We start from the raw sequence: 14196 nt of genomic DNA on the forward strand, positions 1-14196 counted from the left end.
TCGCGAACGAAGTGCGGGGCGGTGACCGTGCGCGGCGGCATCATCGGTCGGCTCACCCGCCCTCAGGGCGGCCCTGAGCGCAGCGAGGAGAGGTCATGACCAGCCATCCGGACGAGGTACGGGAGACCCCGGAGGCCTTCCCGGCCGGCCCGGCGCAGCCGGTGGGCGCGGCCGTCGTCGCGCCGCCGGCCGCGCCCACCGGGCCGGCGACGGCCGACTGGGCGGCCGGCCTGGACACCGTGCCGCGCGCCGTGGACACCCCCGGTGAGCTGCAGCCGTACGCCGAGCTGGGGCTCCGCGACGACGAGTACGACCGGATCCGGCACATCCTCGGCCGCCGGCCCACCCAGGCCGAGCTGGCCATGTACTCGATCATGTGGAGCGAGCACTGCTCCTACAAGTCGAGCAAGGTGCACCTGCGCCAGTTCGGGGAGAAGGCCCCGCCGAGCGACCGGCTGCTCGCCGGCATCGGCGAGAACGCCGGCGTGGTGCAGGTCTCCGACGAGCTGGCGGTGACCTTCAAGGTCGAGTCGCACAACCACCCCAGCTTCGTCGAGCCCTACCAGGGCGCGGCCACCGGCGTCGGCGGCATCGTCCGGGACATCCTGGCCATGGGCGCCCGCCCGGTCGCGGTGATGGACCCGCTGCGCTTCGGCGCGGCCGACCACCCCGACACCGCCCGGGTGCTGCCCGGCGTCGTCGCCGGCGTGGGCGGCTACGGCAACTGCCTCGGCCTGCCGAACATCGGCGGCGAGGTCGTGTTCGACCCCTGCTACCAGGGCAACCCCCTGGTCAACGCGCTCTGCCTCGGCGTGCTGCCGGTCAACCGCCTGCAGAACAAGGCCGCCGCCGGCCCGGGCAACGTCGTGGTGCTGATGGGCGCCAAGACCGGCCGGGACGGCATCGGCGGCGTGTCGGTGCTGGCGAGCGCCACCTTCGACGAGGGCAGCGAGCAGCGCCGCCCGTCGGTGCAGGTGGGCGACCCGTTCATGGAGAAGCTGCTCATCGAGGCATGCCTGGAGCTCTACGACGCCCAGCTCGTCGTCGGCATCCAGGACCTCGGCGGCGCCGGCCTGACCTGCGCGCTGACCGAGACCGCCGCGGCGGCCGGCACCGGCATGCGGGTGTGGCTGGAGCGGGTGCCGCTGCGCGAGCCCTCGATGGAGCCGCACGAGATCCTGGCGAGCGAGTCGCAGGAGCGGATGCTGCTGGTGGTCGAGCCGGAGAAGCTCGACGCCGTGCTCAAGACCGCCGAGAAGTGGGGCGTCTGGGCCACCGCGATCGGCGAGGTCACCCCGCCGGCCCCGGACGGCCAGCCGGGCCGGGTGGTGATCACCTGGCGGGACCAGCTCGTGGTCGACGTGCCGCCGGGCTCGCTGGTCGACGACGGCCCGGTCTACGCCCGCCCGATGCGCGAGCCGGCCGACCTGATCCTGCTCCAGGCCGACCGCGCGGAGACGCTGCCCCGGCCGGCCGACCCGGAGGCGCTGCGCGAGACCGTGCTGCGCATGATCGCGTCGCCGAACCTGACCGACAAGACCTGGGTCACCGAGCAGTACGACCGGTACGTGCTGGGCAACACCGTGCTCGCCCAGCCCGAGGACTCCGGCGTGATCCGGATCGACGAGCGGACCGGGCTCGGCGTGGCGCTGTCGGTGGACGGCAACGGCCGGTACGCCCGCCTCGACCCGTACCACGGCACGAAGCTCGCGCTGGCCGAGGCGTACCGGAACGTCGCCGTCACCGGCGCGAAGCCGATCGCCGTCACCAACTGCCTGAACTTCGGCTCGCCGGAGGACCCGGGCGTGATGTGGCAGTTCGCCGAGGCCGTCCGCGGCCTGGCCGACGGCTGCGCCGAGCTGGGCATCCCGGTGACCGGCGGCAACGTCAGCTTCTACAACCAGACCGGCGCGGCGGCCATCCACCCGACCCCGGTGGTCGGCGTGCTCGGCGTGCTCGACGACGTCGCCAACCGGGTGCCGATGGGCTTCGTGCCGCGCCCCGGCGGCGACCACGACCAGCTCTTCCTGCTCGGCGAGACGCACGTGGAGCTCTCCGGCTCGGAGTGGGCGTGGGTCACCCACGAGCACCTCGGCGGCGTACCCCCGCAGGTCGACCTGGCCCACGAGCGGCTGCTGGCCGACCTGCTCGCCGAGGCCGCCCGGGTCGGGCACCTCAGCTCCGCGCACGACCTCTCCGACGGCGGTCTCGCGCAGAGCCTGGTCGAGTCCTGCCTGCGGCGCGGGGTCGGCGCGCGGATCGCGGTGCCGGAGCGGTTCGCCGGCGGCTCGATGCCGTTCGTCTACCTGTTCAGCGAGTCCGCCGGGCGGGCCCTGGTCTCGGTGCCGCGCGGCCACGAGAAGGCGTTCACCGCCCTCTGCGCCGAGCGCGGCGTGCCGTTCGAGCTGATCGGTGTGACCGACCCGGCCGGCGGCGCGCTGGAGGTGCACGGCCAGTTCCGGATCGGCCTGGACGAGCTGCGCGCCGCGCACACGGCGACGCTGCCGCGCCTCTTCGGGGGCTCGGAGGTCGTCCAGGTGCCCGCGCCGGCAGCCGGCGTGGCCGGTGCGGTCGAGGCCGTGCCGCTGCCCGACGCCGAGCGGACCGAGGTGGCGCCGGTGGACCCGGCGGACGTCGTGTCCGAGCCGATCGCGTCGGCCGGGCCGGTCCCGTCGACCGGTGCCGTGGCGCCGGTGGAGGCCGCGGCCCCCGCTCCCGAGGAGCCGGCCGCCGAGGCGGCCGAGCGCCCGACCGGGGCCGACGCCACGTCCGACCCCGAGTCCGGTGACACCGAGCAGCCCTCCGCGCCCGATAAGCGCTGAGGCATTGGCTGCGGCCGTCTACGCCCAACCCGGATCCGGCGCCCGGTTCGACTGGGGGCTGACGGGAGCGGCTGAGCTCGGCCGGGTCTGCGCGGTACTGGTGGTGGTGGACGTGCTCTCGTTCACCACCGCCGTGGAGGTCGCCGTCGGGCGCGGCATGCGGGTGCACCCGTTCCCCTGGGGGGAGCAGGCGGCCGACTACGCGCGACGGGTCGGCGCGGTCGCCGCGGTGGGCCGCCGGCAGACGACCCCGGAGCACCCGTGGTCGCTCTCGCCGGCGGCGCTGAGCACCGCGCCGGTCGTCGCCGACCTCGTGTTGCCGTCGCCCAACGGCTCGGCGATCAGCGCCGCGGCCAGCGCCACCGGCCTGCCGGTGGTCGCGGCCTGCCTGCGCAACGCGCGCGCCGTCGGGCGCTGGCTGCGCCGCCACGGGTACGGCTCGACGGACGCCCCGATCGGCGTGGTCGCCTCGGGCGAGCGCTGGCCGGACGGCTCGCTGCGCCCCGCCGTGGAGGACCAGCTCGGGGCGGCCAGCGTGCTGGACGCCCTCTCCGGGGTGACCGGCGGTCTCTCCGTGGAGGCGGCCATGGCGCTCGCCGCGCTCGCCAGCACCCCGGACGTTCCCGCCGCGGTACGCGGCAGCGTGTCGGGCCGCGAGTTGGTCGAGGGCGGCTTCGCCCAGGACGTGGAGGTCGCCGTCCGGGTCGGCGTCTCCGACGTGGTCCCGGTCCTGCGCCAGGGCGTCTTCTCCGCCGCCTGACAGTTCGTTCGCGCCCTGCCGGCCGCGCGCCCCTGCCCGCCTGCCGGCCGCGCACCCTTGTCACCTGCCAGCCGCGCGTCCTGCCGCCTGCCGGGACTGCGCGGCGGCGTGCCGTCCGGGCGGCCCCGCCCCCCCGGCCCCCCGCCGCGCCCCGCTGCCCCCGGCTCGCCGCGGGGGGGGTGCCCGCCCCCCCCCGCGGCGCCGACGGCCGGGAGTCCCTGCACCCGTCGGTGATCTCCGCCGCGCTGGACGCGATCCGGGCGGCCAGCCCGGGCCTGCCGGTCGGGGTGAGCACCGGGGCCTGGATCGAGCCGGATCCGGCCGCTCGGGTGGCCGCCGTCCGGGCCTGGACGGCGCTGCCGGATTTCGCCTCGGTCAACGCGCACGAGCCGGGCGCCGAGGCGGTCGCGGCGGCGCTGCACGAGCGGGGCGTCATGGTGGAGGCGGGGCTCTGGACGGTCGACGCGGTCGAGGCGTACAGGGGCTGGCGGGTGCCGGCGGGGCGCGTCCTCGTCGAGTGCATGGCCGAGGAACCGGCGGTGGCGCTGGCGGACGCGGCGGGCATGCTCGCCGCGCTGTCGTCCCCGGCCGCCGGGCCGCCGCCGGTGCTGCTGCACGCCGAGGGGCCGGCGACGTGGCCGATCCTCGCCGAGGCGGTCCGTCGGGGGCTGCACAGCCGCATCGGCTTGGAGGACACGCTGCGGCTGCCCGACGGGGCGGTCGCGCCCGGCAACGCCGACCTGGTGACGGCGGCGGTGGCCGCCGGCGCCCGCTGACTCCACCTCACAACGGATGGGTCGCCCCTGCTGGCTCCGCGCCGACAACGGCGGGGCCGGCCTGCTGGTTCTGCGCCGACAACGGGCGGGGTCAGCCTGCTGGCCCTGCCCGCGCGGCAGACCGGGTCGGCCCCGCGACGAAGCCGCGTTTCCCGCACGACTCCGGAGGCCGGGTCGTCTGGTCGAGCCGCGGCGGGCGGTCGGGCCTGAGCAGGGCCGATGGGTCGTGAGGCCCCACTGCCTGCCCGGGTTGTCCGCTGGTGTCCGTCGTGCAGTGAGCGCACGGTGACGCGACAACTTCTCTCCGTTCGGGGGGTTTGATCATGAGTTCTTGACCAGACGGCCCCGGGAGACCTAGCCTCGCCATACAGGCTCACATTGCCCGACCAGCGCAGGCTAAGCGCACAACATAGATCTCGTAACGGAACAGCATCACTTTGGCCGACTCGTCGGCCACTGGCGGCAGCTTCGGACAGGCCGGTCCGGGCTGGCGCGACAACTGCACCCGGCCGCCGGCGATGCCCCGCGTGGGCACCGCCGACGGAACCTACCCACGGCCAGTCGCTCCGGTCGGGCGTCCACAGCCGCAGGGTCCGTGCCCACCGGCACCGTCGCTGCGGTCCCGACGTTCAGGGGAGGCGGCCATGGCGAGGCGGCGCAGGTCCACCGGGGTGCCGACATGAGCGGGCTGAACGTCGGGCCCGGCTCGCACCGACCGCGGGCCGACCGGGGTGTGGCCGACCGCGTGACGGCCGTGCGGAACGGGGCGCCGGCATGAGCGGCTTCGACGTCGTGATCCTCGCGGTGGTGCTGGTCCTGACCGTGGTCGTGCTCGGGGCGGTGCTGCTGGGCGTACGGACGCTGCGCCGGCTCGGCGCGGCGCCGGCGCCCGAGGATCCCGCCTTCATCGCCGAGAAGGACCGGCAGGAACAGTCCCTGGCCGCGCTGCGCAGTGCCGCCGACGAGGCCAACAGCACGATCGACGTGGCGAAGTCCGCCGCCGCGGCGGCCCGGGCCGAGGCGGCTGCCGCGAAGGCCGAGGCGAAGGCGGCCCGCGCCGAGGCGCGCCGGGTGCTCGACGACGCCCGGGCGGAGGCCGACACCATCCTGGAACGGGCCCACAAGCAGGCCGAGGCGGACGCGGAGCAGCTACGGAGCACGGCCCGGCGCAGCGGCGAACGCGAGGTCGCGGTGCTCGCCGCCACCACCCGGGAGCAGGCCGCCGAGGTGGAGCGGCGGGCGGCCCGGATGGACGAGCGCGAGCGGCTGCACACCGAGGAGGTGGAGCGGCTCGCCGAGCGGGAGCGTCAGCTCACGGCCGCCAGCGCGGCCCTGGCCGCCCGCGGTGCCGCGCTCGACCAGCGGGAGGCGGAACTGGCCGAGGCGGAGGAGCAGCGGCGCCGGGAGTTGGAGCGGGTCGCCGGGCTCACCGCCGACACGGCCCGGGCGGAGCTGATCGAGGCGATCGAGGGCCAGGCCAAGCGGGAGGCCGCGCTGCTGGTCCGGGACATCGAATCCGACGCGCGCAACACCGCCGAGCAGCGCGCCCGGCACATCGTCGTCGACGCGATCCAGCGGGTCGCCAGCGAGCAGACCGCGGAGAGCGTGGTCAGCGTCCTGCACCTGCCCGGCGACGAGATGAAGGGGCGGATCATCGGCCGGGAGGGCCGCAACATCCGCGCCTTCGAGTCGGTCACCGGCGTCAACCTGATCATCGACGACACCCCCGAGGCGGTGCTGCTCTCCTGCTTCGACCCGGTGCGCCGGGAGGTCGGCCGGCTCACCCTGGAGAAGCTGGTCCTGGACGGGCGGATCCACCCGCACCGGATCGAGGAGGTCTACGACCTGGCCCGGCACGAGGTGGAGGAGCTGTGCCAGCGGGCCGCCGAGGACGCCCTGGTCGAGGTCGGCATCACCGAGATCCACCCGGAGCTGGTCACCCTGCTCGGCCGGCTGCGCTACCGGACGTCGTACGGGCAGAACGTGCTCAAGCACCTGGTGGAGACCGCGCACATCGCCGGGATCATGGCGGCCGAGCTGCGGCTCGACGTGCCGACCATCAAGCGCTCGGCGTTCCTGCACGACATCGGCAAGGCGCTGACCCACGAGGTGGAGGGCAGCCACGCCATCATCGGCGCGGATCTCGCCCGCAAGTACGGCGAGAGCGAGGACGTCGTCCACGCCATCGAGGCGCACCACAACGAGGTGCCGCCGCAGACCATCGAGGCCGTCCTCACCCAGGCGTCCGACGCCTGCTCCGGCGGGCGGCCCGGGGCGCGGCGGGAGAGCCTGGAGGCGTACGTCAAGCGGCTGGAGCGGATCGAGGAGATCGCGGCCGGCAAGCTCGGCGTGGAGAAGGTCTTCGCCATGCAGGCCGGCCGCGAGATCCGGGTGATGGTCAAGCCGGACGACGTGGACGACATCGGCGCCGCCGTGCTGGCCCGGGACGTGGCGAAGCAGATCGAGGAGGAGCTGACGTACCCGGGTCAGATCCGGGTGACCGTGGTCCGCGAGTCCCGGGTCACCGAGATCGCGCGCTGACGTCGCGTCGGGCCGGCACCGAGGCTGCCCGCTCCGGCGCAACGCGAGGGTGCCGGCGGCGAGGCGGGGACGCCCGGGCGGACGGGCGTCGACGGTCTACCGGCCGTCCACGGCGCAACGCGAAGGGCCGGCCCGATAACCGGGCCGGCCCTTCGTCGTCGGGCGGGGTCAGACGCCCTGGCCGCTGCTCTCCGCCTGCGCGGTGAGCGCCGCCGGGGGCGGGTTCTGGGCCGGGGTGCCGGCGGTCTTGCGGCCCCGGGAGAGCCGGTGCTGGACGTACTGGGCCAGCTTCGACAGCGAGTAGTTCACCAGGATGAACATCACCGCGATCACGACGTAGACCTGGATCGGGTTGTCCAGCACGCCGATGAGCTGCTTGCCGATGTTCAGGGTCTCCTCGTAGCTGATGATGAAGCCCAGCGAGGTGTCCTTGAGCACCACGACGAGCTGGCTGATCAGCGCCGGCAGCATGATCCGGAAGGCCTGCGGCAGCAGGATCATCCGGGTGGTCTGCATCGGGGAGAGGCCGATCGCGGCCGCCGCCTCGGCCTGCCCGCCGGGCAGGCCCTCCATGCCGGAGCGGAGGATCTCGGCGATGACCACCGAGTTGTAGATGGTCAGGCCGATGACCAGGTACCACAGCGTCTCGAACGTGACGCCGAACTCGGGGAAGCCGCGCGCCACGAAGAAGATCGTGATGACCACGGGCAGGCCCCGGAACACCTCGACGCAGACCCGGGTGACCGCCGACAGCAGCACGCTCAGCCCGCGCAGCAGGTAGGCCAGCGGCGCGGCGAAGCCGGTGAACCGGCGGCGGGTCAGGCTCTTGAGCTGGATCCGCAGCACCGCGAGCAGGGTGCCGACCACCAGCGAGGCGACGATCGCCAGGGCGGCGGCGGTCAGCGTGTTCTTGAAGCCGAGGCCGATCCGCTCCCACACCTGCGAGAAGTTCTCGTTGGAGGGGTCGAGCAGGGGCCCCCACAGCTCCATCGAGAACTGGCCCTTGGCGTCCAGCGGCTTGTAGATCAGGAAGTACGCGCCCGCGAGCAGCAGCACCGTCGCCACCAGGCTGCTGACGAGGGTGATCCGGCGCTGCCGTGGGCCGGGGACGTCGTAGAGGACGGTCTGCTGGCTCATCGGGCCACCGCCTGCCGCTTCTCGATCCGGTCGAGGAGCGCGCCGAGGGGGACGGTCATGATCAGGTATCCGATCGAGATGCCGATGGCGACGGGGACGAAGGCGTAGCCCTCGGCCGAGGTGAGCTGGTCGGCGGTCTGCGAGAGGTCGCCGACCACGCCGAAGAAGCCGATCAGGGCCGAGTTCTTGATCATCGCGATGATCACCGAACCGAGGGGCACCACCGAGGCCTTCCAGGACTGCGGCAGCACCACGTACCGCAGGTTCTGGCCGAAGGTGAGGCCGAGCGACCGGGCGGCCTCCGCCTGGCCGGCGGGGACCGCGTTCACGCCGGACCGCAGCGCCTCGCAGACGAACGCGGCGGTGTAGAGCACCAGCGCGATCAGCGCGAAGCGGAAGTACGGCAGGTCCGTGTCGAGCCGGCTGAACACCGCGTCCAGGCCGGGGATGCGCAGGAAGTCCGCGTTGGAGCCGAGCGCCGGCAGGCCGAACGCGGCGAAGAACATCACCACGGTCAGCGGCATGTTCCGGAAGATGTTGACGTACGCGGTGCCGACCGCCCGCAGCGGCGGCACCGGGGAGATCCGCAGTACCGCCACGATGGCGCCCAGGATCAGGGCACCGATCGCGGCGAGTACGCAGATCTGGAGGGTGAGCCAGAAACCACCCGCGAAGACGTCGAACTTGTCGATGAGCACACTCACGGGTCGGTCTTCCTCCCCACCCTCCAGATCGAAGGAATTAGATCAGTAGCGGTTGACGGTCGGGGCGGAGCCCAGCTGGGCGCCGAACTTGCCGGCGGTGCCGTCCCAGGCCTTCTGCCAGCTGCCGTCGGCGAACGCCTTCTCCAGCGTGTCGTTGATGAAGTTGCGGAAGTCGGTGTCCTCCTTCTTCACCCCGATGCCGTACGGCTCCTTGGTGAAGTTGTCGCCGGCCAGCTTGAAGGACGCCTCGTCCTTGGCGATGTAGCCGAGCAGGATCACGTTGTCCGTGGTGACGGCGTCGACCTGGCCACCCTTGAGGGCGTCGCGGCACTTGTCGTAGGTGTCGAACAGCACCAGCTGGGTGGCGACGTCCTTGACGTGCTTCTTGATCTCCTCGGCCGGGGTGGAGCCGGTGACCGAGCAGACCTTCTTGGTGCCGTCCTTGAAGGAGTCCGGCCCGGTGATCGTGGTGTCGTCCTTCTTCACCATGATGTTCTGGCCGGCCTCGTAGTACGGCCCGGCGAACGCGATGCGCTCCTTGCGCTTGTCGTTGATCGTGTAGGTCGCGGCGACCAGGTCGACCGTGCCGTTCACGATGACGTCCTCGCGGACCTTCGAGGGGGCCTCGACCCACTCGATCTTGTCCTCGGGGATGCCGAGCTCCTTGACGATGATCTTCGCGACCTCGACGTCGAAGCCCTCCGGGTCGCCCGACAGGCCCTTCTGGCCGAAGCCGGGCTGGTCGAACTTCGTGCCGATCTTGATGGACTGGGCCTTGTTCAGGCGCTCCATCGTGCTGCCGGCGGCGAAGGACTTGCTGCCAGCGCCGGTGCCCTCCTCGGCGTCGTCGCCACCGCAGGCGGTCATGCCGAGCGCCAGGGTGGCGGCCGCGGCGAGCGCCGCTACGCGCGTGATACGCATACTCATCTCCTTCTTCGACGGAACCGCCGGGGGACGGCGCGCTCCAGGTACGGACGCCTAGTGCGTGAGGATCTTGGAGAGGAAGTCCTTGGCCCGCTCGCTGCGCGGGTTGGCGAAGAACTCGGTGGGCGGGGCGTCCTCGACCAGCTGCCCGTCGGCCATGAAGATGACGCGGTTCGCCGCGTGCCGGGCGAAGCCCATCTCGTGGGTGACCACGACCATCGTCATGCCCTCGCGGGCCAGCGACGTCATCACGTCCAGCACCTCGCCGACCATCTCCGGGTCGAGCGCGCTGGTCGGCTCGTCGAAGAGCATCGCCTTGGGCTGCATGGCCAGCGCCCGCGCGATCGCGGCGCGCTGCTGCTGGCCGCCGGAGAGCTGGGCGGGGAACTTGTCGGCCTGGTTGGCGATGCCGACCCGGTCCAGCAGGGCCAGGCCGCGCTCGCGGGCCGCCGCCGGCTTCTCCTTGCGGACCTTGACCGGCCCGAGGGTGACGTTCTCGAGGATCGTCTTGTGCGCGAAGAGGTTGAACGACTGGAACACCATGCCGACCTCGCTGCGCAGCTTCGCCAGCGCCTTGCCCTCGGCCGGCAGGGGCTGCCCGTCGAAGGTGATGGTGCCGGAGGTGATCGGCTCGAGTCGGTTGATGGTGCGGCAGAGCGTCGACTTGCCGGAGCCGGACGGCCCGATGACCACGACCACCTCGCCGCGCCCGACCGACAGCGAGACGTCGTCCAGCACGTGCAGCGGCCCGAACCACTTGTTGACCGAATCCAGCACGATGAGCGGTTCGCCCGTCGCCACGTCGTCCACCGTCCCTGTCGTCGCGCACGCGGGGTCCGTTGACCCCCGGTTGGGCAACTGTAGGCGGGGGGATGTGGCGGAACGCAAGTCAGTTGGTCACGGAGCGGTAACACCATTTCCGCTCGGGCCCGGGAGTCGGATTTTGACTCCGAAACCGGTCCACCCGGTGGCGGCTTCGGGTCGTGTGGAAGATCATGTGGGGGTGACGGAACGGGTGCGGCTGACCGAGTACGCCCGCGGCGGCGGCTGCGCCTGCAAGATCCCGCCGGGCGAGCTGGAGGCCATGGTCGCCGGCCTCGGCCCGGCCACCGGCGCCGCGGACCTGCTCGTCGGCCTCGACCACGGTGACGACGCCGCCGTGGTCCGGCTCGACGAGCGGACCGGCCTGGTCACCACCGCCGACTTCTTCACCCCCGTCGTCGACGACGCGTACGACTGGGGGCGGATCGCCGCGACCAACGCGCTCTCCGACGTGTACGCGATGGGTGGCACCCCGCTCGTCGCGCTCAACCTGCTCTGCTGGCCGCGCGACGTGCTGCCGCTGGAGCTGGCCCGGGAGGTGCTGCGCGGCGGGCAGGACGTGGCCCGGGACGCGGGATGCCACCTCGCCGGCGGGCACAGCGTCGACGACGAGGGCCCCAAGTACGGGCTGGCCGTCACCGGGGTGGTCCGGCCCGAGGAGCTGATCACCCTGGACGCGGGCCGGGCGGGGCTGCCGCTGTCGCTGACCAAGCCGCTGGGCGTCGGGGTGCTCAACACCAGGCACAAGGCCACCGGTGAGAGCTTCCCCGAGGCGGTCGCCGCCATGACCACCCTCAACCGGGACGCCGCGCGGGCCGCGGTGGCGGCCGGTGTGCGCTGCGGCACCGACGTGACCGGCTTCGGTCTGCTCGGGCACGCGTCCAAGCTGGCCCGGGCGAGCCGGCTGACGGTGGCGATCGACGCGGCCCGGGTGCCCTACCTGGCCGGCGCCCGGGAGGCGGTGCGCGACGGGTACGTCAGCGGCGGCTGCCGCCGCAACCTGGAGTGGGTCGCCGGGTGGACCGACTTCGGCGGGATCGCCGAGGACGACCGGCTGCTGCTGGCCGACGCGCAGACGTCGGGCGGCCTGCTGGTCGCCGGCGAACTGCCGGGCGCCACCGTGGTCGGCGAGCTGCTGCCCCCCGGCGAGCACCGGGTCGTCGTGCGCTGACCGACCCGGTCGAAACGGGCGCGCGACGGAGCGGGGAAGTTCCGAACGGGGCACCGTACCCGATAAACTGTCATCTTTCGGCCACTCGGAGCAACGGTGCCCGAGGAAATTTTGCCCGGAATGGTCACAGACCGGTAACTTGCCCCCGGCTGAGGTCATATGCCCCCCACCATCGTCAGTAAGGCCCGATCCGGAGGCCGGTGGGACGAGCACAGCGAGGAGGCGGCATGACCGAGCTGTGGAACTGGAGAATCGACCAGGTGCGGCCGGTGGAGGTCTACCCGGCACTGGCCGAGGCACTCGGCCGGGTGGTGATGCCCCTGGCGGCGGCCGACCCGGCCCGGCTGCCGGCGCACGCGGTGATCTGCGACGTCTGGCAGGCGCCGGGGGAGTTCGCCACCATCGTGGACTGCTACGGCGTGCCCGACGGGCTCCCCGAGCACGCCAGCATCGCCGCGCTGGCGCGGCTGCTGGACCGCAACTGCCTGCTGCGCGACGACACCCTCGACGCCGGCCGGCACCTGCTCGTGGCCCCCGACGGCACGATCCGGCCGGTGCACTTCGACGTCCGCGAGACCGACGACGGCGAGGTGCTCGGCAACCAGCGGCTCTGCACCGAGGCCGATCCCCGCTGCCGCGGCTGGTCGCAGTGCCACCGCTCACGCTGGGCCCCCGACTCGGTGCTGCCCGCGCTCGCCGCCGCCTGAGGACCGCCGCGCCGGCACGCGGGGCCTCCCCGCGTCGGCCCGGCGGGCGGCGAGGTCAGCTCGCCGGGCGGGCGGAGCGGCCGCCGCGTACCTCCAACTCGCTCAGCAGGGTCGCGGTGGCCGCGGCGACCGCGGCGACCGCCGCGTCGAAGGCCGCGGCGTTGTGCGCGGCGGGCCTGCGGAAGCCCGAGATCTTCCGGACGTACTGCAGGGCGGCGGCCTCGACGTCGGCCGGGCTCACCTCGGCGACGTACGGCTCACGAAGGGTCTTGATGCTCCGGCACACGGCTCCTCCTCGTTCGGTTCGGGATTCTCGCCCGGATACGCTGTCCGGGTCATGACTACCGCAGCGGCGAGCAGCCCGCGCACCTACCAGGTGCGCACGTACGGCTGCCAGATGAACGTGCACGACTCCGAGCGCATCTCCGGGCTGCTGGAGCAGGCGGGCTACGTGCGCGCCGCCGAGGCCGACGACAACCCGGACGTGGTGGTGTTCAACACCTGCGCGGTCCGGGAGAACGCCGACAACCGGCTCTACGGCAACCTCGGTCACCTGCGCCCCGTCAAGGACAGGCACCCGGGGATGCAGATCGCCGTCGGCGGCTGCCTCGCCCAGAAGGACCGCGGCGAGATCGTCCGCAAGGCGCCCTGGGTAGACGTGGTCTTCGGCACGCACAACATCGGGTCGTTGCCGGTGCTGCTGGAGCGGGCCCGGCACAACGCCGCCGCCGAGGTGGAGATCCTCGAGTCCCTCGACGTCTTCCCCTCGACGCTGCCCACCCGGCGCGAGTCCACGTACGCCGGCTGGGTGTCGATCTCCGTCGGCTGCAACAACACCTGCACGTTCTGCATCGTGCCCTCCCTGCGCGGCAAGGAGAAGGACCGCCGCCCCGGAGACATCCTCTCCGAGGTGCGCGCCCTGGTCGACGAGGGCGTGCTGGAGGTGACCCTGCTCGGGCAGAACGTCAACTCCTACGGCGTGGAGTTCGGCGACCGGCTCGCCTTCGGCAAGCTGCTGCGCGCCTGCGGCGACGTCGATGGCCTGGAGCGGGTCCGGTTCACCAGCCCGCACCCGAAGGACTTCACCGACGACGTGATCGCCGCGATGGCCGAGACGCCGAACGTCTGCCACTCGCTGCACATGCCGCTGCAGTCCGGCTCGGACGACGTGCTGCGCGCCATGCGCCGCTCGTACCGGGCCGACCGCTACCTCGGCATCATCGAGAAGGTCCGGGCGGCGATGCCGGACGCGGCGATCACCACGGACATCATCGTCGGCTTCCCCGGCGAGACCGACGCCGACTTCGAGCGCACCCTCGACGTGGTCCGCGAGGCCCGGTTCTCCTCCGCGTTCACCTTCCAGTACTCGAAGCGCCCCGGCACCCCCGCCGCCACGATGGAGGGCCAGCTCCCCAAGCAGGTCGTCCAGGAACGCTACGAGCGGCTGGTCGCCTGCGTGGAGGAGATCACGTGGGCGGAGAACAAGCGGCTCGTGGGGGAGACCGTCGAGGTGCTGGTCGCCGTCGGCGAGGGGCGCAAGGACGAGCGCACCGGCCGGATGTCCGGCCGCGCCCGTGACGGCCGCCTCGTCCACTTCGACGCTGGTTCCCTCGCCGGGCAGATCCGCCCCGGCGACATCGTGCACACCACCGTCACGTACGCGGCCCCGCACCACCTCAACGCCGACGGTGAGCCGCTGTCGCACCGGCGCACCCGGGCCGGCGACGCGGCCGAGGCGGGGCGCTCCCCGCGTACGCCCGGGGTGCTGCTCGGGCTGCCCACGGTCGGCGCGCCGGCCGCGGCGCCCCCGCCGACGACGGGCTGCGCCGCCC

General features: G+C 73.1%; 12 protein-coding genes. 7 read left to right on the forward strand and 5 right to left on the reverse strand.

The genetic code is table 11. The features are described 5' to 3' along the window. Window positions 1–95: 95 nt before the first annotated feature. The 4 genes from purL to rny all read left to right on the forward strand — a co-directional run bounded on the left by purL (window position 96) and on the right by rny (window position 6899). The gene (gene purL / locus AB0L34_RS10710) at window positions 96–2822 is read left to right on the forward strand and encodes a phosphoribosylformylglycinamidine synthase subunit PurL (protein ID WP_363703789.1); all 2727 of its coding nucleotides are present in this window, start codon (window positions 96–98) and stop codon (window positions 2820–2822) included. Window positions 2823–2826: 4 nt separating this feature from the next. Further along, window positions 2827–3582 carry a 2-phosphosulfolactate phosphatase gene (locus AB0L34_RS10715; RefSeq protein WP_363703791.1) on the forward strand — a complete coding sequence of 252 codons (756 nt, stop codon included), beginning with the start codon at window positions 2827–2829 and terminating at the stop codon, window positions 3580–3582. A gap of 179 nt (window positions 3583–3761) precedes the next feature. Continuing rightward, on the forward strand, window positions 3762–4358 hold the full coding sequence (locus AB0L34_RS10720; protein WP_363703793.1) for a 3-keto-5-aminohexanoate cleavage protein: 597 nt from the start codon (window positions 3762–3764) through the stop codon (window positions 4356–4358). 774 nt (window positions 4359–5132) lie between these two features. Beyond that, window positions 5133–6899 (forward strand): ribonuclease Y, encoded by a 1767-nt coding sequence (gene rny / locus AB0L34_RS10725; protein ID WP_357454102.1) that lies wholly within the window; start codon window positions 5133–5135, stop codon window positions 6897–6899. Between the two features lie 168 nt (window positions 6900–7067). On the opposite strand, the gene AB0L34_RS10730 is transcribed toward rny, so the two are convergent. The 4 genes from AB0L34_RS10730 to AB0L34_RS10745 are packed head-to-tail and all read right to left on the reverse strand — an operon-like array spanning window position 7068 to window position 10474. Beyond that, complete coding sequence (locus AB0L34_RS10730) at window positions 7068–8036, reverse strand: amino acid ABC transporter permease (RefSeq protein WP_363703796.1); 969 nt, start codon at window positions 8034–8036, stop codon at window positions 7068–7070. Next, window positions 8033–8740, reverse strand: a complete 708-nt coding sequence (locus AB0L34_RS10735) for an amino acid ABC transporter permease (protein ID WP_350682830.1) — start codon at window positions 8738–8740, stop codon at window positions 8033–8035. The genes AB0L34_RS10730 and AB0L34_RS10735 overlap by 4 nt, the downstream gene beginning before the upstream one ends. A gap of 42 nt (window positions 8741–8782) precedes the next feature. Beyond that, window positions 8783–9661 (reverse strand): glutamate ABC transporter substrate-binding protein, encoded by an 879-nt coding sequence (locus tag AB0L34_RS10740; RefSeq protein WP_363703798.1) that lies wholly within the window; start codon window positions 9659–9661, stop codon window positions 8783–8785. Between the two features lie 57 nt (window positions 9662–9718). Next, complete coding sequence (locus AB0L34_RS10745) at window positions 9719–10474, reverse strand: amino acid ABC transporter ATP-binding protein (RefSeq protein WP_357454089.1); 756 nt, start codon at window positions 10472–10474, stop codon at window positions 9719–9721. A gap of 193 nt (window positions 10475–10667) precedes the next feature. Between AB0L34_RS10745 and selD the strand changes: the two genes are divergently transcribed. Both selD and AB0L34_RS10755 read left to right on the forward strand, forming a co-directional pair. Further along, window positions 10668–11657 carry a selenide, water dikinase SelD gene (gene selD / locus AB0L34_RS10750; protein ID WP_363703800.1) on the forward strand — a complete coding sequence of 330 codons (990 nt, stop codon included), beginning with the start codon at window positions 10668–10670 and terminating at the stop codon, window positions 11655–11657. Window positions 11658–11884: 227 nt separating this feature from the next. Next, window positions 11885–12364 carry a hypothetical protein gene (locus tag AB0L34_RS10755; protein WP_350705108.1) on the forward strand — a complete coding sequence of 160 codons (480 nt, stop codon included), beginning with the start codon at window positions 11885–11887 and terminating at the stop codon, window positions 12362–12364. 55 nt (window positions 12365–12419) lie between these two features. Here AB0L34_RS10755 and AB0L34_RS10760 read toward each other — a convergent pair whose 3' ends face one another. Beyond that, window positions 12420–12650: a DUF2277 family protein gene (locus AB0L34_RS10760; protein ID WP_357454083.1), complete on the reverse strand. Its 231-nt coding sequence runs from the start codon at window positions 12648–12650 to the stop codon at window positions 12420–12422. 51 nt (window positions 12651–12701) lie between these two features. Between AB0L34_RS10760 and miaB the strand changes: the two genes are divergently transcribed. Further along, window positions 12702–14196: tRNA (N6-isopentenyl adenosine(37)-C2)-methylthiotransferase MiaB (gene miaB, locus AB0L34_RS10765; protein WP_363703803.1), on the forward strand; the 1495-nt coding region annotated here is incomplete at its 3' end.

Origin of the sequence: Micromonospora sp. NPDC052213, from assembly GCF_040679695.1 — a bacterium.
GTDB lineage: Bacteria > Actinomycetota > Actinomycetes > Mycobacteriales > Micromonosporaceae > Micromonospora.

What these genes read in the sequence shown, in the direction of transcription:
- AB0L34_RS10740 (WP_363703798.1), bottom strand. Translation starts at nt 9,661, where the DNA reads ATGCGTATCACGCGCGTAGCGGCGCTCGCCGCGGCCGCCACCCTGGCG.
- rny (WP_357454102.1), top strand. Translation starts at nt 5,133, where the DNA reads ATGAGCGGCTTCGACGTCGTGATCCTCGCGGTGGTGCTGGTCCTGACC.
- purL (WP_363703789.1), top strand. Translation starts at nt 96, where the DNA reads ATGACCAGCCATCCGGACGAGGTACGGGAGACCCCGGAGGCCTTCCCG.
- AB0L34_RS10755 (WP_350705108.1), top strand. Translation starts at nt 11,885, where the DNA reads ATGACCGAGCTGTGGAACTGGAGAATCGACCAGGTGCGGCCGGTGGAG.
- AB0L34_RS10730 (WP_363703796.1), bottom strand. Translation starts at nt 8,036, where the DNA reads ATGAGCCAGCAGACCGTCCTCTACGACGTCCCCGGCCCACGGCAGCGC.